Annotated in this window: 17 protein-coding genes; 9 read left to right on the top strand and 8 right to left on the bottom strand. The window is 63.1% G+C overall.

The features are described 5' to 3' along the window. Positions 1-206: 206 nt before the first annotated feature. Positions 207-1,589: an FAD/NAD(P)-binding protein gene (locus AC27VQ_RS08340; protein ID WP_488715916.1), complete on the bottom strand. Its 1,383-nt coding sequence runs from the start codon at positions 1,587-1,589 to the stop codon at positions 207-209. 81 nt (positions 1,590-1,670) lie between these two features. Continuing rightward, positions 1,671-2,246, bottom strand: coding sequence for a calcium-binding protein (locus AC27VQ_RS08335; RefSeq protein WP_488716163.1), 576 nt, complete (start codon positions 2,244-2,246; stop codon positions 1,671-1,673). A gap of 450 nt (positions 2,247-2,696) precedes the next feature. Between AC27VQ_RS08335 and AC27VQ_RS08330 the strand changes: the two genes are divergently transcribed. Continuing rightward, positions 2,697-2,951 carry a helix-turn-helix domain-containing protein gene (locus AC27VQ_RS08330; protein ID WP_488716162.1) on the top strand — a complete coding sequence of 85 codons (255 nt, stop codon included), beginning with the start codon at positions 2,697-2,699 and terminating at the stop codon, positions 2,949-2,951. Between the two features lie 14 nt (positions 2,952-2,965). Here the strand turns inward: AC27VQ_RS08330 and AC27VQ_RS08325 are convergent, their stop codons facing one another. Beyond that, on the bottom strand, positions 2,966-3,952 hold the full coding sequence (locus AC27VQ_RS08325) for an alpha/beta hydrolase family protein (protein ID WP_488716161.1): 987 nt from the start codon (positions 3,950-3,952) through the stop codon (positions 2,966-2,968). A gap of 60 nt (positions 3,953-4,012) precedes the next feature. Here AC27VQ_RS08325 and AC27VQ_RS08320 point away from each other — a divergent pair, with 60 nt between their 5' ends. Both AC27VQ_RS08320 and AC27VQ_RS08315 read left to right on the top strand, forming a co-directional pair. Then, positions 4,013-4,609: a TetR/AcrR family transcriptional regulator gene (locus AC27VQ_RS08320; protein ID WP_488715915.1), complete on the top strand. Its 597-nt coding sequence runs from the start codon at positions 4,013-4,015 to the stop codon at positions 4,607-4,609. Between the two features lie 57 nt (positions 4,610-4,666). Then, positions 4,667-5,116 carry a GFA family protein gene (locus AC27VQ_RS08315; RefSeq protein WP_313527570.1) on the top strand — a complete coding sequence of 150 codons (450 nt, stop codon included), beginning with the start codon at positions 4,667-4,669 and terminating at the stop codon, positions 5,114-5,116. Positions 5,117-5,123: 7 nt separating this feature from the next. On the opposite strand, the gene AC27VQ_RS08310 is transcribed toward AC27VQ_RS08315, so the two are convergent. Then, entirely contained in the window at positions 5,124-5,633 is a 510-nt protein-coding gene (locus AC27VQ_RS08310; RefSeq protein ID WP_488715914.1) for a winged helix-turn-helix transcriptional regulator, read from the bottom strand. A gap of 7 nt (positions 5,634-5,640) precedes the next feature. Here AC27VQ_RS08310 and AC27VQ_RS08305 point away from each other — a divergent pair, with 7 nt between their 5' ends. From AC27VQ_RS08305 to AC27VQ_RS08295, 3 genes are all read left to right on the top strand, one after another. Continuing rightward, on the top strand, positions 5,641-6,171 hold the full coding sequence (locus AC27VQ_RS08305; RefSeq protein WP_488715913.1) for an MAPEG family protein: 531 nt from the start codon (positions 5,641-5,643) through the stop codon (positions 6,169-6,171). Next, complete coding sequence (locus AC27VQ_RS08300) at positions 6,168-6,476, top strand: antibiotic biosynthesis monooxygenase (protein ID WP_488715912.1); 309 nt, start codon at positions 6,168-6,170, stop codon at positions 6,474-6,476. Before AC27VQ_RS08305 ends, AC27VQ_RS08300 begins: the two co-directional genes overlap by 4 nt. A 244-nt stretch (positions 6,477-6,720) precedes the next feature. Continuing rightward, positions 6,721-8,283, top strand: a complete 1,563-nt coding sequence (locus AC27VQ_RS08295; RefSeq protein ID WP_488715911.1) for a D-aminopeptidase — start codon at positions 6,721-6,723, stop codon at positions 8,281-8,283. 27 nt (positions 8,284-8,310) lie between these two features. On the opposite strand, the gene AC27VQ_RS08290 is transcribed toward AC27VQ_RS08295, so the two are convergent. Beyond that, the gene (locus AC27VQ_RS08290) at positions 8,311-9,900 is read right to left on the bottom strand and encodes a winged helix-turn-helix domain-containing protein (RefSeq protein WP_488715910.1); all 1,590 of its coding nucleotides are present in this window, start codon (positions 9,898-9,900) and stop codon (positions 8,311-8,313) included. On the opposite strand from AC27VQ_RS08290, the gene AC27VQ_RS08285 reads away from it, so the two are divergent. The 3 genes from AC27VQ_RS08285 to AC27VQ_RS08275 all read left to right on the top strand — a co-directional run bounded on the left by AC27VQ_RS08285 (position 9,820) and on the right by AC27VQ_RS08275 (position 16,606). Beyond that, entirely contained in the window at positions 9,820-11,061 is a 1,242-nt protein-coding gene (locus tag AC27VQ_RS08285) for a hypothetical protein (RefSeq protein ID WP_488715909.1), read from the top strand. The genes AC27VQ_RS08290 and AC27VQ_RS08285 overlap by 81 nt on opposite strands. 177 nt (positions 11,062-11,238) lie before the next feature. Further along, positions 11,239-16,005 (top strand): beta strand repeat-containing protein, encoded by a 4,767-nt coding sequence (locus AC27VQ_RS08280; protein WP_488715908.1) that lies wholly within the window; start codon positions 11,239-11,241, stop codon positions 16,003-16,005. A 112-nt stretch (positions 16,006-16,117) separates the two neighbouring features. Beyond that, positions 16,118-16,606 (top strand): histidine kinase, encoded by a 489-nt coding sequence (locus AC27VQ_RS08275; RefSeq protein WP_488715907.1) that lies wholly within the window; start codon positions 16,118-16,120, stop codon positions 16,604-16,606. An 81-nt stretch (positions 16,607-16,687) separates the two neighbouring features. On the opposite strand, the gene AC27VQ_RS08270 is transcribed toward AC27VQ_RS08275, so the two are convergent. The 3 genes from AC27VQ_RS08270 to AC27VQ_RS08260 all read right to left on the bottom strand — a co-directional run bounded on the left by AC27VQ_RS08270 (position 16,688) and on the right by AC27VQ_RS08260 (position 20,995). Then, a complete protein-coding gene (locus AC27VQ_RS08270; protein ID WP_488715906.1) occupies positions 16,688-18,367 on the bottom strand; it encodes an ABC transporter ATP-binding protein in 1,680 nt (559 codons plus the stop codon). After that, complete coding sequence (locus tag AC27VQ_RS08265; protein ID WP_488715905.1) at positions 18,364-19,308, bottom strand: acetamidase/formamidase family protein; 945 nt, start codon at positions 19,306-19,308, stop codon at positions 18,364-18,366. The genes AC27VQ_RS08270 and AC27VQ_RS08265 overlap by 4 nt, the downstream gene beginning before the upstream one ends. A 70-nt stretch (positions 19,309-19,378) precedes the next feature. Next, entirely contained in the window at positions 19,379-20,995 is a 1,617-nt protein-coding gene (locus tag AC27VQ_RS08260; RefSeq protein WP_488715904.1) for an ABC transporter substrate-binding protein, read from the bottom strand. Positions 20,996-21,009: the final 14 nt, after the last annotated feature.

Here is a 21,009-nt window from a genome sequence, read left to right as displayed (position 1 = left end):
TATGAGACCATCAATGGAGAAGTAAAACAGTGATTCCGCTGCTCGAGATGCGCACTGCCCTTTCCGATGATCTGCGTGGCAAACATGACATCCGCCTCCCCCGCCGTTGCCTCTTCGGTGAGAGGGGAAGTGTCTGTTTCCTGTTCGCGCGGCCTCGACAAGGCCGCTTTTTTTTGCCTTTCACCGCACCGCCGACAGAAATGTCTTCAGTGTGTGCGGCGATCTCCCGCCGTGCTGCCAGTTTGGGCAAGCCAGGTCTTGAGCGCCTTGGCCGCGGCATGGGCTTGGACAACGATCTCCGGGACAAGATCGATATCGGGCAGACTTCCAAGGCCAACAGGCCCCATCGCGAACAGGCCCTCGAACAAGCCCGTATCGGTAGTCGTCCGCCCGTCGCTATCGACGGTGATGCCGAGGTCGAGTTCATCGCGCCTTGCAAGCTGCGCCGACAGCAGCGAGCGGAACAAGGGGGAATCGATGTCCACGGGGCGAACGCGGCAGTCGATCGTGCGATCCGCCTGCAGAACCTGCAAACCTCCAGGGCCTGACAGCAGCACGCCATTCGTAGCAATGCGCTCGACCTTGCCCTTGCGCACGGCGATGGCGCCGCTCGTTATGGCTCGACGCAAACGTTCATAGTGACCGAGCGGAAGGCGATTGCGGTGGCTGTCATAGATCGGCTTGACATGACGCTTGAACCGCCGCCGCTCGTCCGGTGTCAGGCCCTGCCAGAGTTCGCGCGCACGCAAGCGGAAATCATTCATGATGCCTTGCCAGCCAGTCCCTTCGAGCGCCGCCCTATTGGCAGCCTCGCGCAGATGCCGAAATGCGCCGCGAAGCGTGTTCGGAAATGGACGATCCGGCGAGACAGCCCCCACAGCCGATGGCGCATGCGGCTGCGGCAAAAAGCCGGATGAGGATATCAGCGTCACATGGGATGCCTCCCCGGCCGCCAGCAAACGCAGGGCACGATCGACCGCATGAACACCGCCGCCGATGACCTGCACCTCCTTCGCAGCGGTAAGCCCCGAATTCCTCTCGGTGCCGTCCCGCAGGCCGTATCCTGTCGCCAGGAAGACCGCGTCGAAGCGCGTCGGGTCTCCATCACCGGAACGAACAGAGAGGCCACCCGTCTCACCTCGCCCGATCGCCGTCACGCTTTCGGAACGCACCTGAACCAGCACATCGGTCCGCCCGCGCAGCGCCTCGGAAAAGCGCTGATAGGCGTAGGCGCTGAAGACCTCGCCGGGAACGAAGGCATGATCGACATTTCCGGATCCCGACCGTTCAAGGCCGCGCCAATTGTCACTTTCCTCCAACCATCGGCGAAAATCATCCCGGACCAACGGATTGACCGAAAGATCCCGCACGCGGCTGTTGAGAAGCGGCGAGGCCGGACGGCCAATGCCCTCACCGCCGTCGATCTTCGGGAACGGATCGAACATCACGAGATGGAACGGATGATGGAAGGCCTTCAACAGCGCAATCGCGGTCATGAGGCCGGTAAATCCACGGCCGATGATGGCAATTCGCGTGAGGGAACCAGCGTCCCCGAATTGCGTGAGCGCGTGAGTGGGCACAAGCGTCATCTCCAGATTCCTTTCCTGCACAGCGTGAGGTGGCTTCCAAGAACTCATCCAGTCCGGCGAGTGGTGACGCGGTATCTTCTACTACAGCGCTTTTCCGGACAAGAGCGCCGGTGTCGCAATCGAGGTTACGGCTGCTGCTGCAAAATCCGCTGTGCCGTCCCCGTTGAGGTCGCCGAAGACGGTCGTGTTGCCGCCTGCCTTGGTTGCCCACAGGGCGCCGGCGGACGCATCTACCGGTTTGGCGCTGATGAAGCTGAAGGCGTTGTTACCCGCGGCGGTGAGGTCGGCATCGATTGCGGGCAGATCGATCTTGTCGAGTCCGCGCTCGAAGTCCTTGACCGTGTCCCATCCGCTGGTCGTGCTGTCGGAGGTCGACTTGAACTTGAACGTGTCGGCACCGGTGCCGCCCCAGAGGCTGTCGCCAAGCGCGCCGCCGACCAGCGTGTCGTTGCCCGCGTCGCAATGCAGGGCGTCGATGCCCGCACAGCCTTCGATCTTGTCCGCGCCGATGCCGTCATTGCCGTCGCCGCCATGCAGCAGGTCATTACCGTCTATGCTGAAGATCGTGTCGTTGCAGGCGCGGCCCTCGATATAGTTGTTGCCGTTGTTGCCGTAGCCGCTCTGGTCGCCGGTATCACCGAGCGAAAGGTTTTCGATGTAATCGCCTATCGTGTAGCTCGCGACCTTGGAGATGAGGGTATCGCTGCCGTCGCCGCCGGCTTCGTTGACCTGGCCGCCTCACATCAAATCCGCGCCGCTGCCGCCATCGAGGAAGTCGTGGCCATCGCCGCCGTCGATACGGCGGCCGGCCGTTTCATCGCCCGCATATCGCCCGAGCATTGGCCCGGAAGTGCGGCCTTCAACTACGTCTGCTTCGAGTGCAATCCGCTCCTGTCAGCCATCCGCGAGAACCGCACCCGCTACCGCTTTTCCGATTTCGCCCGGCATGGCGACCCCGCCTATGGCGCCTACTGGGAGGCACTTGGCGAGGCCGATATCGCCGATGCGCTCTGTGCCACCTCCTATGGCGGCAGGGGCGTGATCACCTCATTGCATCTCGGCTTCGGCGAGCGCCGGATCGATGCCGACACGGCGCGGGGGGTGCAGATGGCCGGCCTGATCCTGACGGAACGGCTGATGGAATTTTCCGGCGGGCTCGAGGACGATATCCCCGCCCTCAGCGACCGCGAGCGGGATTGCCTCTCCTTTCTCGCCGATGGCCGGCGCGACCAGGAGATCGCAGATCTGCTCGGCATCACCGAGACGACCGTGCGCTTCCACATCGACAAGGCCCGTCGAAAACTCGGCGCAAGGAACCGCACGCAGGCCATCGCGCGGCTCGCCAATCTCAGACTGCTTTAGCCGGGCGCGGGCGCTTAGTAGTAGGGCCGGCCGAGGATCCTTGCCGATGGTAGGGAAGAAGAATCCGGCACGAGCGAAGCTTCCAGATCCGCCATCCGGTTCGGCCAGGGATTGATGCCATCACGCAGCCAGAGGATCGTGTCCAACCAGAAGCCCGACGCGTGCATGTCGTGAAACAGGTTGAAATGGCCGATGGCGTCGCGCCCGCAATCGGCCGGCAACAGATGGACGAGCGTTCGTTCGGCACCGGCATAATAGCGCAGCGTGCGGCGTGCGGCGACAAGCGTCCCTAGCTCGTCATCGGACACCGTCACCGCAAGGATCGATGCGCCGAACACCCCCATCCTTGCCGTGACGACCTCCCGATCCGCACGCGGGTGGCTGCGCTCGAAACGCGGCCCGCGAAAACTCCATTCGTTGGCCACATCAGCCGGCAGATCTTCCAGCCATCCAAGGCGCCGGCCGGGAAAATAGCCGCAGAGCGCCGTCAGGAGCGGCATGGCAAGATGCCATTTCAGGAAGAGCTTCAAGCGCTGCGACCGCGCGTAGTCGCCCCACCAGGCGAATTGCGCGCCGACCGTCAGCATCCTCGTAACGCGCACGCCGCTTTCCGCCAGTCCCGGCAAAAACCCGCCGATGCTGTGGCCGACCACCAGAAGCGGACCATCGCCGCAACCGGCCAGAAAGCGGACCGCAGCATCGAAATCGAGCTCGCCCCAGTCGCGCCAGCGATAGCCGCAGCCACGCAGGGTCTTAGGTCGCGAGAGGCCGATCCCCCGGTAATCATAGGTCAGAACGTCGAAACCGCGTTCGGCGAGAAAGCGCGCATAGCGGTGATAGAAGCGCGCCGTCACGCCCGTTGCCGGATTGATGACAACCTTTCCCGCCGCGCCCCGCAACGCGCTTTCCCAAAGGTGCCCGCGCAGTAGAAGGCCATCGCGACACGCAATCGCAACGGGCTTCGGGAAGCTTTCTCGTGGTCTGGCGACTTCATCGATCATGCCGCGACGATACGGCCACCTCCACATTGTGTATATTCACTGGTCGGTATACATTGCATCATGAGCGAAGCCGAACTTCCAACCCGCGACCGCATCGTGCTTGCCGCTGGGAAACTGTTTCACCAGGAAGGTATCCGCGCCGTCAGCATGGATGCCGTCGCCGAACGGACGGGCGTGACGAAGCGCACGCTCTACTATCACTTCCGCAGCAAGGACGACCTGATCGCCGCGCATCTCGAAGCGCGCGACCAACCGAACCTGGCCCTGTTCCAGCAATGGTTCGATGCAAGCGAGGGTACGATTGCCGACAAGATAAGGTGGCTTTTCGCAAAGCTCGCCCAGGCCGCGCGGCATCCGAAATGGAAGGGCTGCGGCTTTCTGCGCACGTCGGTCGAGCTAATCAACCTGCCCGGCCATCCCGCCATTCTGGCCGGCAGGCTGCACAAGAAGCGGGTCGAGGACTGGTTCTGCGCGATCCTCGACCCGTCAGGCCAATCCGAGCCCGCCCGCCAAACGGCCCGGCAGCTCATCCTCCTGCTCGACGGCGCCTTTTCGGTCGTGCTGCTGCACCGTGATGCGAGCTACATGGAGAGTGCCGGCGAAGCGGCGGCAAATCTGGTGCGGTCGCTGGGCGAGGCAGGACACCGTCGAAGCTGATCAGGTCGACAGATCGGGCTACAAATCCTGCAAGCGGCAGGCTGAAGGAAATTTCCAATGACTGAACTGTTCGAAGGTAGCTGCCAATGCGGGCATTGCCGCTATCATATCAGAGGCAAATCGTTGTCGCTGTTCGCCTGCCATTGCCACGAATGCCAGAAGCAATCCGGCAGCGCGTTCGGCATGGCACTGTGGATACAGCACCCGGAAATGACGCTGCGCTCCGGCCAACTCGCGTCCTGGACGCGGGAAACACCGACCGGCCAGCGCATGCACTGTGATTTTTGCCCCGAATGCGGCACGCGCCTCTTCCATCGTCAGGAAAGCCGTCCGGAGATGATAAGCATCAAGCCTGGAACACTTGACGACACGACATCCCTGGTCCCGGTCGCGCATATCTGGCTCGATAGCGCGCAGCGCTGGAGCGTCGTGGGCGACGAGTGTCTTCAATATCCCGGCAATCCCGAGAATTTTGCAGCGCTCATCGCGCGATGGGAAGAGCGCTGACGTTCCGTCAGCCCCCCGCATCCTCCCTTGCATTGGGCGCCCAGGTCTCGAAGCGTGCCGTGAGGTCGTCGCCGGGAACGATGCGGCCCGCCGCGTCGACGAAGGCGACGCGGATTGCGGCGCCGTCCGATTTGCGCATCAGCGTCATCGGTGGGGTGCGGCCCTCGCCCACCCATTTGTCGGACCATTGGCGCATCGCCAGAAACGGCAGGCGCAGCGCCTCCCCCATTTCCGTCAGCCGATATTCCGGCCGCGGCCGGCTGCCGACCGCCTTGTAATCCTGCCGCACCATCAGCCCCGCGGAAACGAGCCGCTTGAGCCTGGCCGCAAGCACGGTGCGGGGAATGCCGAGTTCGCCGTGAAAATCCTCGAAGCGGCGCAGGCCAAACAGCGCGCTGCGCAGGATCAGCAGGGACCAGCGATCCCCGAGAAAATCGAAACTCTCAGCCAGCGTGCAATGGCTGAGATGGATCGGCGAGCGATGGCGAAAATGGCTGTTTTGCATCGTCGTAGACATAGCTGGGTTGCAAAAAGAAATCCAGCTGCTACGCTTGAGTATCAAAAATGAACTCAGAAGAGACTTCGATCATCGAGGAGGTGCAAACAGGATGAGTGAGGACGTCCATCCCATACTCTGGCCGACGATCGCGCTTGCCGGACTCATCTTCGCCGTATGCTTCGTCCTGATGCGGTCGCGCCTTCGTCACGTCGCCAGCCATAGGCCGACGCGCGCTGATTTTGCCGACGGGGAAAGCGTCGCGCGTTATTTCCGCCCGGTAGAGCGGCCGGCACAAAACCTGGCAAACCTGTTCGAAATGCCGGTTCTCTATTTCGCGCTGGTGCCGATCCTTCTGCAAACCGGCAGCGCCAATTGGCTGCAAGTGACCCTCGCCTGGGTCTTCGTCGCCCTCCGGCTTCTGCACAGCCTGGTCCATATCGGCCCGAACACGATCCGGACCCGTTTCCGCATCTATCTCGCGTCCTGCATCGCCCTGGCCGCGATGTGGCTTGGATTTCTCGCCGATCTGGCGATCCGTTTTGGAGGAAAAATATGACGGCATTTCCTGCGCCAGAAGATGGCGCCTTCGTCCTTATCGTGCACGACGTCGAGGACTATGGCCGATGGAAGCAGGTCTTCGACGATGCCGCCGCCATCCGGCGCGAAGCCGGGGAGATCGAATACCGCCTCCTTGCCAGCGAGAGCGACGAACGACGCGTCGTGCATTTCTCCCGCTGGACCTCCCTTCCAGCCGCCCGCGCCTTCTTCGAGTCCCCGGAGCTCGTCGAGATCAGGCGCATCGCCGGTGTGCATGCACCCGAATTTCTCTATCTCAATGCGATCGAAGCGGGCGTGCTCTAGCGGCCGCGGAGAACACAAAGGTTTCGCCGGCTGCGAAGACGCAGGAATGGTCCGTCTTGTCGGTCGGCCGCTCGGTTCCCTTGAAGAGGTGGCAGAATTCTGCACGATCTTCCCACCGATCACCCGCCCGAATTATTCCCCGGCGGAAGGCTGTGCCGCTCTTGCCAAGGAAGACCTGTTGGCATTTCTTGCGCACGCGCAGGACGCATTTCGCGTTCCGTGCGACGGCTTGACAGGTGATGGAATGACCGACCTCGATAACACGGCACTCGAAAGGGCATTGAACCGCCTCCCCCTCCGTTTTCGCGGACCGGGAGGCGTGGCCGGTGTCGTCAAGGACGGCAAGGTCGTGGCGCGGCGCGCCTGGGGTTTTGCCGACATGTATCGCCGCTTGCCGATGACGGCGCAGACGCGCCTGCCGATCTGCTCAATCTCGAAACAGTTCACCTGCGCGCTGCTGCTCGACCAGTTCGGCGATCCCGCCACGCTGGACGACAAGGTCCGTGACTTCCTGCCCAATTATCGCGAGCGGCTGCCGACCGTCTCTGAACTGTGCCACAACCAGTCGGGCCTGCGCGACTACTGGGCGCTGACCGTGCTGCACGGCGCCTATCCGGAAACGGAGTTCCGCCGCGAGGATGCGCTGCCGCTCATCGCCAGCGCAAAGAGCGGCCATTTCCCGGCCGGCGCGCATTATTCCTACAGCAACGGCAATTTCCGCATCCTCGGCGAACTGATCGAGCGCGGCACCGGCCGCGATTTTGCCGATCTTCTTGCCGAGCGCCTGTTTGCGCCGGCCGGCATGGCAACGGCCATCCTCTCCCCGAATACGCGCGTGCCGCCCGATGGCGTCATCGGCTACGAGGGCAATGACGATGTCGGCTTCCTGCCGGCCGACAACGGCATCTATTGGTTCGGCGATGCCGGCATTGCCGCATCGCTGGACGACATGCTCGCCTGGGAGTGCCATATCGACGCGACGCGCAGCGACCCGGACAGCCTCTACAATCGCCTCTCCGCCCCCGCCTTCTATGCAGACGGCATGCCGGCGACCTATGCCTACGGTTTGCGACGCGACATCTATAACGGCCCGGAATTCACCGGCCACGGCGGCGGCCTACGTGGTTTCGGCTCCTATCGCCTGCATGTCGCGGAGGAACGCCTGTCCGTGGTCGTCATGTTCAACCACGGCACCAGCGCCTTCAACGCCGCGACGATGCTGGTCGATGCCGCGCTTGGCCTCGACGCTGAGGCTGAAGGTCAGCCGCCCACGGATTGGGATGGGCTATGGCTGGACGAGGCCCAGGGACTGGTGGTGCGCACGGTGGCGGATGCGACGGGCGTAAAACTTCACTACGGCCCCTCCTCCGCGCGGGCCACACTTTCGGCCGACGGCCTTGCCCGCGGACAGGGCTTTACCCTTCGCAAAGAGGGGGACGGGCTGCTCATGCAGCAAAAGAGCGAAAACCTCACCGTTCACGCCCGCCGGCTCCAGCCGGTCGAATGGACCGATCCCACGACCCTCGCCGGCCGCTACTGGTGTGCGGAACTGGAAGCCCATCTGGAGATCGAAGCACGCGACGGCGCAGCCTTCGCCGTCTGCGAGGGTCTCTATGGGAAGGGACCGATGGAGCGCATGTATGCGCTGGCGGAAGACGTCTGGATCATCACCAGCCGCCGCGCCCTCGATGCGGCGGCACCCGGCGACTGGACGGTGCTGGTGGAACGGGATGCGACCGGCGCCGTCACAGGGCTTCGCGTCGGATGCTGGCTGGCGCGCGGGCTCGGCTATCGCCGCATGTCCTGACCGTGGCCATGCGTCCGGGTTCGTGACTTATCGCGGCGTGCCCGGCGGCAGGCCGATCTCGACGAGAGTGCGGAGCACGGTGTTGCCGGCCGCCAGGAACGTGTCACTCGCGTTGCGGGTGGGCAGCGCGACGTTGCGGGCGGTGGATCCGGGACGTATCTCCATGGCTTTCGCCAGCGCTTCCCTCGCCTCCCGCACATGGCCCAGGCGCTGGTGGGCAGCAGCGAGCAGCAGATAGGGCCGGCCGGAACCGGGGGTGATCGCAATCGAACGGTTCAGGAACGTGACGGCCTCTTCGTTGCGGCCGAGCAGCAGGTTTGCCCAGCCGGCGCCGAGTAGCCAGGTCCAGCGCGAGACCTCCGGCGTATCATAGCGCTCCGCCTCCAGAAAACCGGCAAGCGCGTCATCGAAACGGCCGAGCTGGAGCTGGGTCAGACCGAGATTGTAGAGTGCTGCGCCATCCCAGGGATTGACGGTCAGCGCCCTGGCACAGGCGACGAGGCTTTCGGTGAACTGGTTGGTGACGGTCAGGAAGCGGCAATAGGCATCGAGCACCGGCAGTGAATATGGCCGCGACGCGAGCGCACTTTTCAGCAGGGCGTCCGCATCGTGCTCGGCCGCAGCACTTTGGGCCGGATCGTACCAGTTCATCTGCACTCCGCGCAGGTGCAGCCCGGCAAGGGCGATCTGCAGTTCGACATCGTCGGGATCCCCGGCAAGGTATTGTTCAAGAATGGCCCGGGCGGTGCCGAAGCGTTCGCGCGTCGTCTGGTTGATCGATGCGACCGCCTGCCGAATGGCGACATCGGATGTAGCCGCCACCCGTCCGTCGGGCTCCTGAAGGCCACTCAGCCGGACGCCCAGCGGGTAACCGATGCCGGCTGCGAGGCGCTGGACGAGACGTTGCCGGTCGGTTTCGCCCGCACTCGTCTCGACCTCGGCAACCGCTTTGATCTCCTGGTTTTGGGCATCGATGAGCCGGGCCTGGAGGACCCAGCTGCCCCGGCCGCGCTTCAACGCGCTCCGCATGTCCAGTCCTGCCTGGCCTTGCCGCGCCGCTTCGACCTCCGGCACGATCAGATCGATACCGTCGATCCGGGAAAACCCCTTGACCAGTTCCGATGTGAGGTCGCGCGCGAGCGCCACACCCTCAGGACCTGCCTCCACAGTCGCAACCGGCTGCAACACGACCACCAGCCGTGACGGCGTAGAGAGACGGCCGCCACGAAGCGCAAGGCCGGCTACGGCAATGACGACAAGCAGGAAAGCCGCAGCCGCGACAAGGAGCCGCCCGGTGTGCGATCTGCGATCGTCCTGCGTTTCCGGCTTCTGCGGTCCAGCTATACCGCCGACAACGTGTTCGCTGGTGACATCAAGGGCAAAAAGATAGCCGCGCCCCGAGACCACGCGAACCATCTCTCGCCTGGTATCGCCGAGGGCAAGACGGATTTCGCGGATACATTGGAAGAGGCTGTCTTCACCGACATGGATGCCGGGCCAGATCGCCTCCATCAGCTCCTCCTTGGTGAGGACACGATGGCTGTTTTCTGCCAGGAGCTTGAACAGCTCAAGGGTCTTGGGACGCAGATGCGTCACGGATCCGTCGGCGTGCCGCAACTCGGCGCGGTCCGTATCCAGAACGAAGTCCGCAAAAACGTACACGGATCCCCCGAACCCTGCCATCGAACGCAGCGCACCATAGTGAGCGCACGCCCGGGCCGTCAACAGAATGCTGAAACACCAGGCACAGCCCGGCGACGCGCTTCAGAAAAATATCAGAAAACTTTAGAACCCAGCCGCATAGCCTTCAGGACGCACGCCATCCCAGCCGGTTATCCATTCGCATGGATACCCCGAGGACGAAAGATGCTGACCGAACTGGCCGTGACGAAAGACGAAACCAAGGAAAGGGTCGATCCGCCGGCTTTGCATGCACCGGCGGCTGGCGCCGACCGCCTGATGGCGGCCCCGACCTTCCCGGACGCGGTCGGGTTCCTGGCGCAGAGTTTCGTCGCCGGATACGAGAGCGCGCCCCGGGCGTCGGCCCTCTTTGCCACGCAACAGCGCTGGCTGCTCTCCCTTGCGGCGCTCTCCGGGCATTATGGCGCCGACGGAGCGGGCATGTCCCGACGGTCCATCGCACAATCGGCGCTCAAACATCTGATCGCCAGCCGCAACACGGCCTACGCCTTCTTCGACGAAATCCTCAAATACGGCATCGTCCTTCCCATGGCCGGAAGAGACCTCTCGAAGGAGTTGGTCGTCATCCCCTCGCCGGACGCGCTGGCGATCCTCGTTCAATGGTGCGACATGCATCTCGCCGCCCTCGACCGCGTCGACGCGGGCACGCGAAGCGAGCGGTTTCGCGCAGCGCCCGATCGGCTGCTTCCCCTATTGATGCCGCCGCTCAGCGAGGGGCTGCTGGCAAACCCGCATGTCCGCATGCCGGGACCGCTGTATCGCATCTTCGCCTGGACCGATGCAGGCGGGCTCCTGATGGACCGGCTCGTCGCCGGCATCGACCGGCAGACCCCGTGGTCCGGCGGCTATCTGACGGATGTCGTCACGATCGCGCAGCTCGCCCGCGCATTCAGCCTTTCACGGGCGCATACCAGCCGCAAATTCGCCGAGGCGGAAGCCATCGGCGGCGTCGGCTGGAGCGGCCGCCGCGGCTACTCGCCCCTGTGGTTTTCGCACGGCTTCTTTTCGGAATACGCGATGATGCAGGCGCGCAAGCTCCTCATTTTCCAAGCCGCTTTTGCAGCAGCAGAGGCATAGCAGTCAAAAATGGACGGCGAAAATCACGGTCCGGCACGTTAAAAAACGCACGAATTCCCGAACGCGCATTGCCTGAAGACGAAATGCCGGGGCCTGTCCCCGCATCAGGCGCGCGAAAGGGCCAACCTGGTTTTACCCCTATCACGACTGGCCCTCTGGCCTATTCGGGAGGCTATAATGAGCACGAGCTTTACCAGACAGGACGTCAGCCTCGACGCCTATCCCGACGACCTTGCTATTGCCGACGTGAATGGCGACGGCAATCTCGATCTTGTCATAACCGCCGCCAGTTCAACGAACGAATTTCTGGTGCTTCTGGGTGACGGCACCGGCAGTTTCACGACATCGACCGCTCTTGATTTGACGAACACCGGCTCCAGCAGCGGATTGGCGACATTGGCTGACCTGGACGGTGACGGCGATCTCGATGTCATCTATGCGAGTTATTACGACTCTGTCGTAAGGGTGCTCACCAACAATGGTGCGGGTGGATATCAGGCCGGAAGCCCGCTCTACGTCTATCCGGGTCAGGTATCGATGACCACGGCCGACGTGAACGGCGACGGCCACATGGATGCGGTGTCGGTCGGCAACAACTTCTCGATCACGGTCTTTCTGGGGAACGGCCAAGGCGGTTTCCAGTCCATCACCACCAATACATCCCTTTCAAGCCTCTATTTTGGGTCTCTCGCGCTTGGCGATATGAACGGCGACGGCAAGCTTGACCTCGTGACGTCCAGCAGCGGCCATTCCGCAGTGTTCGTGCTGCTGGGGGATGGTGAAGGCGGTTTCTCGACCGAATCGGGCTACGATCTCGATCCGTGGAACTATCCGAACGTCGTCACCCTCGCGGATGTCAACGGCGACGGCAAGCTCGATGCGCTGACCGGTAACTATAATACTGTGTCGGTATTGCTCGGCGACGGCACCGGTCATTTCACGTCGGCAACGCATGTCAGCGTCGATAGGGATCCCAAATCCGTCGTCGTGGCGGATATCAACGGCGACGGCAAGCTGGATTTGATAACCGGGAACTCCTTTTCCAGCAGCGTTTCGGTTCGTTGGGGCGACGGCACCGGCGGGTTCTCCGGCGGGATGGATATCGCCGTCGGCTATCGCCCCGAAACCCTTAAGGTGGCCGATGTCAACAAAGACGGAAAGATGGACATCGTCGTCACCAATCTGAGCGGTCGCTCCGTGACCGTCCTCCTGGGTGGCGAGAGAACCGCCGCGACGGAGATCTCCGTCAGCACCGATCACACCGGCACGCTGAAGATCGGCGACAAAATCACGTTCACGCTCTCCACCGAACTGCCCGTCACCGTGACAGGCGAGCCGGAACTGGTGCTGAGCAACGGTGGCCGTGCCGTCTTTGCCGGGTTCGACACGAATGGCCGACCGACATTCGTCTATACCATTGCGGAAGGCGATGGCGACACAAGCGACCTGTCCGTCACCGGTGTCGACACGACCGACGGGACGGTGGACGGGCGTGATGCTGAACTGAGTTTCGGGACGCCGACAAGTGTCGATGTCGGTTCTTCTCCGGGCTCGGTCAGAGCGGTCGATGTGAACGGCGATGGCAAACTCGACCTCGTGACAGCGAACTACAGCAGCGGCACTGTCTCGGTTCGGCTGGGCGACGGCGAAGGCGGCTTTTCCGGTTCGACCAATATTGCTGGGGGAAACGGTCTGCGCTCCGTTGTCGTTGCCGATGTAAACGGCGACGGCAAGCTGGATATCCTTACGGCAAATTTCAACAGCAGCTCCGTATCCGTCCGCCTGGGTGATGGTGACGGCGGCTTCTCCGATGCGACCAATATCAACGTCGGTTACGGTCCTTTTTCCCTCTCCGTAGCCGACGTGAACGGCGACGGCAAGCTCGATCTCCTGACCCCGAATTACGACTATACGATCTCGGTGCGATTGGGTGACGGCACGGGCAACTTCTCCGGTTCGACCGAGATCCCCATCGGCACGGCGCCGTCTATCTGCATTGCTGATGTGAATGGCGACGGCAAGCTCGACATCCTCGCTCCAAATATGGAAACCGACACCATTTCGGTGCGGCTGGGCGACGGCGCTGGCGGGTTTTCCGGCTCGACCGAGGTCGTCGTGGGCAGTGATCCGTATTCGGTTGCCGCTGTCGACATGAACGGCGACGGCAAGCTTGACATCGTGGAGGTGAACCAGGCCGGCGCCACCGTTTCGGTGCGGCTGGGCGATGGTGCCGGCGGCTTCTCCGGCTCGACGGAAATGAGCGTGGGCGGCGGTCCGATTTCCGTCGCGATTGGTGACATGAACGGCGACGGTAAACTCGACGTCGTGACGGCCAACCAGACCGGCAAATCCGTCTCCGTCCTATTGGGCAACGGCACGGGTGGTTTCTCCGGTTCGACGGAGATCGCCGTGGGCGGCAGCTACCAGGTGTATTCCGTCGCCGTTGCCGACGTGAATGGTGACGGCAAGCTCGATATCCTCGCAACGAGGGCGAACGCCTCCGTCGCGGTCCTCCTGAACACGTCACACGGCAGATCGCCTTTCGACGGCTCGACGGTTTCCACCGCCGACGGCGCGGACACCGGGCGCGGCGTGGATGCGACCCGGCCGGCAGCGCCAACGGTCGTGCTAACCCACGACAGCGGCACATCCTCATCGGACGGCCTGACCAATGACGGCTCGCTGACGATAACAGGCGTGGAAGACGGGGCGACCCTGAGCTACATCGTCAATGGCGGCGAAGCCTCGAGCACCTACGATTCGAGCACCTTTGACGACGGCGACTATGTCGTACAGGTCCTCCAGACGGACGCGGCCGGCAATGTTTCCGAAGCCGGCACCGTTTCCTTCACATACGACCTCACGATCGGCTCGCCGGAGCCCTACCTCGCCAATGACAACGGCAGCGCCTCAAACGACTTTGTGACCAATGACGCCACGCTCTCGCTCGCGGGCGTGGAGGACGGCGCAACCCTGAGCTACATCATAGACGGCGGCGCAGCGACGGCGACCTATGATCCGACCGCACTCAGTGACGGCGAGCATACGATCAAGATGAAGCAGACGGATGCAGCCGGCAACGTCTCCTTCTTTTATGGCACCATCACCTTCACCCTCGACCGAAGCAAACCGACGACACCAACACTCACCTTGACCTCTGACACCGGCAAGTCCGCCACCGACAAAATCACCAGCAATGGTGCCTTGACGATCACAGGCAAGGAAAGCGGTGCGACGCTGAGCTACATCGTCGACGGTGGAACGGCATCGAGCACCTACGATCCGAACACGCTTGCCAACGGTAGCCATACGGTAAAGGTCCTTCAGACCGACACGGCCGGCAACGTCTCCTCGGCCGGCAGTCTCACCTTCACGCTCGACAAGTCCATCGCAACGCCGACGCTGGCCCTGACCTCCGACACCGGTAAATCCGCGACCGACAAGATCACCAGCAACGGTGCTCTGACGATCTCGGGCAAGGAAAGCGGCGCAACGCTCAGCTACATCGTTGATGGCGGAACGGCCTCGACCACCTATAACCCGAGCGCGCTTGCCAATGGCACCCATACGGTGCAGGTCATCCAGACCGACGCGGCCGGCAACGTTTCCACAGGCAGCATCACCTTCACGCTGGACCGCGCCAAACCCGCCACGCCGACGCTCGCCCTGACCGCCGACACCGGTAAATCCGCGACCGACAAGATCACCAACAACGGCGCCCTGACGATCACGGGCAAAGAAACGGGCGCGACGCTCAGCTACATCGTCGATGGCGGCACGGCATCCAGCACTTACAATCCGAACGCTCTCACCAATGGCAGCCATACGGTAAAAATCCTCCAGACCGATCTGGCGGGCAATGTTTCCTCGGCCGGTAGCCTCACCTTCACGCTGGACAAGGCCGCGCCGACGGTGACCAAGATCACAACGTCAGGTCCAGGCATCAGCGGCGGTTCCGGCACGCTGACGACGGGCGAAACTGCACGGTTCAGCATTGCCCTGAGCGAAGCGGTGACGATCACCGATGCAAGCAAGCTGGTGCTGACGCTCGGCAATGGCGAGAAGGCCGTCTACGACGCGGCCGCCTCCACCGCCACGAAGCTGGTGTTCAGCTATACGGTCGGGCTGGAGGAGACGTCGAGCGATCTCACCGCCAGGGGGATCAGCCTCAATGGCGCGACCATCCGCGATACCGCCGGAAACAATGCCAATCTCAGCGGCGCCATCGTCAATCCGACCGGCATCCTGGTCATCGACGGCTATACCGGCACGTCGGGCGCCGATGCCTTCAAGGGCACGGCCGGCGCCAACACCTTCCGCGGGCTCGGCGGCAACGATACCTATGTCGTCAACCACAGCGGCGACAAGGTGATCGAGGCGGAAAAGCAGGGCACCGACACGGTCTTCGCCTCCGTCTCGCATACGCTTGCCGCCAATGTGGAAAACCTGACGCTGACCGGCTCGAAGGCGATCAACGGCACCGGCAACGGCCTTGCCAATATCCTCACCGGAAACGGGCTCGCCAACATCCTGAAGGGTGCCGATGGGACCGACACACTGAAGGGCGGCGCCGGCGACGACAAGCTCTATGGCGGGCTCGGCAAGGACCTGCTGGTCGGCGGTTCCGGCAAGGATACATTCGTATTCGACACCAAGCTCGGCACGACGAATATCGACACGATCGACGACTTCTCCGTCAAGGACGATACGATCTTCCTCGACAACGACATCTTCACAAAGGCCGGCAAGGTCGGGGACCTCTCGGCAAAGGCATTCTACATCGGCAGCCAGGCGCATGCGGAGACGGACCGGATCATCTACGACACGAAGACCGGTAAGCTCTGGTACGACGCCGACGGGTCCGGCAAGGGCGCGGCCATCCAGTTCGCCACGCTCGATACCGGCTTGAAGATGATGGCGACGGATTTCGATATTATCGGGTGACGGACGCAGGCCGGGAAGCACCCCGGCTGCCGCTTAACCCGATGAAGGCAGACAGTATTTCGGGCAGGTACTGGGATTTTACACAACAGCGCTCATCATGGAGGACATCGTCATGAAATATGCCATCCTTATCGCCACGCTTCTGGCCGCCGGCACCGCACAGGCTGCGGAAGTCAAGTTCCCGGCCGATGAGCCGGTTGCCTCGATCACCATTCCCGATGGCTGGAAAACCACCCCGACAGAAACCGGCATCGAGGTCCAGGCCGACGATGACTCGGTCTATTTCGCAATCGACGCCCAGGACGGCAAGGATACGAGCGAGACAATCAAGGAAGCCGTCGAATATCTGGCAAGCCAGAATGTCACGGCCGACGATTCGACCAAGAAGGAAGAGGAAGGCAAGCTCAACGGCATGCAGGCCTACAATGTCTACTGGTCGGGCAAGGACAGCGACGGCCCCGTGACCATTGGTTTGACTGCTCTGGTGGCTGGCGCCGACAAGACCCTGGTCATTACCTATTGGGGCGGCACCGAAGAACAGAAGGCGCATAGCGGAGAGATCGGCGCGATCTTCAACTCGCTGAAGCCGATCGCCCAGTAAAGTTGGTTCGACCATCTTGAAGGTTTCGCGGCGCGTCCCGGCTTGGGCGACGTGCCGCAAACGTCCCCTCGTGGAGCCCGGTCACATCGTACGCAGTCCTTCCCGATAGCGTGTCGGATCGGGGATCGGGACAGCGGCCATCAGGTTGCGGGTATAGTCGTCGGCGGGGCTTTCGAACACCTGTCGGCGCGTGTCCATCTCGACGATGCGGCCACCGCGCATCACGGCCACATGATGCGACATCTTCTCGATGACGGCCATGTCGTGCGAAATGAAGAGATAGGCAAGGCCCATCTGCTCCTGCAATTCCAGCATCAGGTCCAGCACGCGGGCGCGCACGGAAACGTCGAGCGCGGCCACGCTCTCGTCGGCGACGATCAGCTTCGGCTCCAGCGCAAGCGCCCGGGCAATGCAGATGCGCTGGCGCTGGCCGCCGGAAAATTCGTGCGGATAACGGCTGCCTGCATCCGTCGACATGCCGACGCGGGTGAGCAGGGCCGCCACCCGATCCTGCCGCTCGGACGCATTGCCGACATCATGGATGACCAGCGGCTCGGCAATCGCCGCACCGACCGTCATGCGCGGGTCGAGCGAGGCATAGGGATCCTGAAAGATCATCTGCGCCATGCGGCGGACCGGCCGCATGGCCGCCGGCTTCAGGCCGGCCGTTTCCCGCCCGTCGATCTCGACGCTGCCTTCGAAGGGAGTGAGGTTCAGCACCGCCTTGCCGGTGGTCGATTTGCCCGAGCCGCTTTCACCGACGAGGCCGAGCGTCTCGCCCGCCTTGATGGAAAAGGAGATGCCGCTGACCGTTGCCGGCGCGGCAGGCGACCGGTTGAACCAGCCGGTGCGCGCGCCGTAGGTGACACTGAGGTCGTTCACCACCAGCACCGGCTTTTCGGCGGCAGGCGCTGCGGCCTTCGTCAGGCGCGGCGGCGCATCGGTGCCGGCATGCGCACCAAGGCGCGGCACGGCGGCCAGAAGTTCGCGCGTATAAGGCTCGGTCGGGCGCGCAAAGATGTCAAGCGCATCACCCTGCTCGACGATCTTGCCCTGCTGCATGATCGCCACCCGGTCGGCCATCTCCGCGACGACGCCCATATCGTGGGTGATCATCAGGATGGACGTGGAGAATTCGCGCCGCAGCTCCCGCATCAGCGTCAGGATTTGCGCCTGCACCGTCACGTCAAGGGCGGTCGTCGGCTCGTCGGCGATAAGCACCTTCGGGCGGCAGGAGAGCGCCATGGCGATCATCACGCGCTGGCGCATGCCGCCCGAAAGCTCGTGCGGAAACTGCTTCAACCGGCGCGCCGGCTCGCTCATGTGCACAGCGTCGAGCATGGAGCGGGCAATGTTCTCCGCGCCCTCGAAAATATCCTCGCGATGCTCGCGGATCGCCTCCACCATCTGGTCGCCGATGGTCATGACCGGGTTCAGCGAGGTCATCGGTTCCTGAAAGATCATCGCGATCTCGCCGCCGCGGATTTTTCTGAGCGCGCGATGCGGAATGCCGAGAATGTTGCGGTCTTCCAGCCGGATTTCACCGGAGGAGACCTTCAGCGACGCTTTCGGCAGTAGCCCCATGATGGCCAGCGAAGTCACGGATTTGCCCGATCCCGATTCCCCCGCAAGGCAGAGCGTCTCGCCGGCGGCGAGATCGAAACTCACCCCGTCGAGGATGCGCTTCAGCCCTTCGGGCGTGCGCGCATCGACGCAGAGGTTGCGGACAGACAGAACCGGGGCGGCATTGCTGGAAGTCACGCGAAGACGATCCTCGGGAAGTAGAAGGAGACGACCCAGTTCGGCATGTCGACGATCTCGCTGATCCTGAGATCGCCACAGACCGAGCAGAGCATATAGGCGTCGACGGGGCTGTAGCCGTGTTCGGCGACGAGGAGGTCGATCATGCGCATCAGCGCCTCGCGTGCGCCCGTCATCAGGTCGGGGCCGATGCCGGTCGTCACCTCGTAACCTGCGCCATCGAGATGGCGCGTCACGGGTTCGGTCGTGGTAAAGCGCGGCGTCTGGAGATTGGCGCCCTTCACGAGGTCGAGCGTCAGTTCGACATTCATCTGGCTTTCGATGGCCGTGCCGCAGACCTCGCCGTCGCCCTGCGCGGCATGGGTATCGCCGACGGAGAACAGCGCGCCCTCCACCTCGACCGGCAGATAGAGCGTCACACCGGCCGTGAGATCACGGATATCCATGTTGCCGCCGACGCGGCGCGGCGGCACGACGGAATGCAGGCCGGCTTCGGCGGGAACCACGCCGATCGTGCCCGTAAAGGGTTTCAGCGGCACGCGACCGCCGGGGCCGAAGGCCGAGGGCGCCATGGAGGCGGTGTCGTAGGACCAGATGTGCAACGCCGGGTCCTTGAACTGGTCGGCGAGCAGGCCGAAGCCGGGAATATTCGCCGTCCAGCCGTGGCCGGAGGGATGAAACTTGCGGATCGTCACCTTCAGCGCATCGCCGGGTTCGGCCCCCTCGACATAGACAGGACCGGAGACCGGGTTCACCTTGCCGAAATCGAGCTCGGCCAGCGTTTCCAGCGTCGCATCCCTGCCGAGCTGGCCGCCGGAGGAATCGAGGCATTCGAAGAAGATGGTTTCGCCGGGCTTGGCCGTCAGCGCCGGCGGAAAGTCGCGGTTCCAGCCGAAATTATGCTGCGCGCGGTGGATGGTATGGGTGCAGGCGACGCACATGAAAGCCTCCCGTCGTTTGTTGTTCTTGGAAGGCTCTCCCCACCGAAGCAGGGAGAGCGATATCAAAGGCTTACGGCTTCACGAAGATCGCGTCGTAATTGATGACGCGCGTCGGATCGATATAGATGTTGTCCGGCCCGCCCATGCGGAGCGACTTTGCCACGACGCGGCGCTCGTTGATGACGGGCACCCAGGGAGCATCCGCCATGACATCCGTGAAGATCTTGCCCCAGGCCGCCTGGCGTTCCGCAGCCTTCGCCGGATCGGACATGGCGTCGGCCTCGCCGGCGCGCTTGTCGATCGCCTCGTTGCAGTACCACGGCCAGTTCCAGCCGCCCGATACGGCACCCGAGCAACCGAGGATCGGACCGTAGAAGTTGGACGGATCCGGGAAGTCGGCGATCCAGCCCATACCGCCGGACCAGATCATCGGCGCTTCGCCTTCCGTGCCGCCGGCGGCGATCACGTTGCCCTGCGCCAACGCGCGGACCTCGGCCTTGATGCCGATCGCGGCGAGGTCCTGCTGGATCGCCTGGGCGATGCGCGGCTGCGGATCGGTGTTCGTGGAATAGAGCACCGTCTCGAAACCATCGGGATGGCCGGCTTCGGCGAGCAGCGCCTTGGCCTTCTCCACATCATAGGTATAGCCGGTGAAGGCCTTGTCGTAGCCCGGCATCAGCGGCGGCAGGATCTGGTTTGCGGCCGTCGCTCGACCGTTCAGGATACGCGTGATGCGCTCCTTGTTGATCGCCATGTTGACGGCCTGGCGCACCTTCACGTCGTCGAAAGGCTTCACCTTGGTGTTGAGCGTGATGTAGCCGGTGTGCAGCTGCTCGCCGTCGACGATCATCGCCGCCCCCTCGGGCGAGTTCTTGATCTCCAGGAACTTCGCCGGGGGAATGCCATCACCGGCAATATCCACCTCGCCCTTCTGCAGGCGCAACAGCGCGACCAGCGGTTCCTGGCCGACCTCGACCGTCACCTTGTCGATATGCGGCACATCCTTGACGAAGTAGTCGGGATTGCGCTCGAAGACGAGCTTCTGGCCGATCGTCCAGTCCTTGAGGATGAGCGAACCGGAACCAACAGGCTTCTTGCCGAAGTCGCCGGCCGCCGCCTCGACGGCCTCCTTCGGCACGACGGAGGCGAAGTTGATCGCCATGACATGCAGGAAGGTCGCATCCGGACGCGAGAGGTTGAAGACGACGGTCTGATCATCCGGCGTCTCGATGCCCGAGAGCAGCTCGGACTTGCCGCCCGTCAGGTCGTCAAAGCCCTTGATGGCGCCGAAGAAGCCGGCGCCGGGGCCTTGGGTCTTCGGGTTGACGGCGCGCTCGATGGAATATTTCACGTCGCCGGCGACGATCTCGCGGCCGTTGGTGAACTTCACGCCCTTGCGCAGCTTGAACGTATAGGTGAGGCCGTCGGGCGCGACCTCGAAGCTTTCGGCGAGCGACGGCACCAGATTGGCGGTGCCCGGTTCGTAGTCCATCAGGCGCGAAAACAGGCTCTTGATCATCGACCAGTTGACCCAGTCGTAACCGATATGCGGGTCGAGCGTGGTTATGTCATCCTTGTAGGTCACGACGATCTCGCCGCCCTGGGCGGGCGTTTCGGCATGGGCCAGCAACGGAGAAAAGGCGAGCACGGCCGCCGTCGTGGTGGTCAAAATCCAGCGATTGAACATTTTTAAAGTTCCCC

The organism is Shinella sp. 20P9.1.1, from assembly GCF_057798995.1.
The sequence above is the reverse complement of the archived record's forward strand: the minus strand, read 5'-3'. Positions and strand labels throughout refer to the sequence as shown.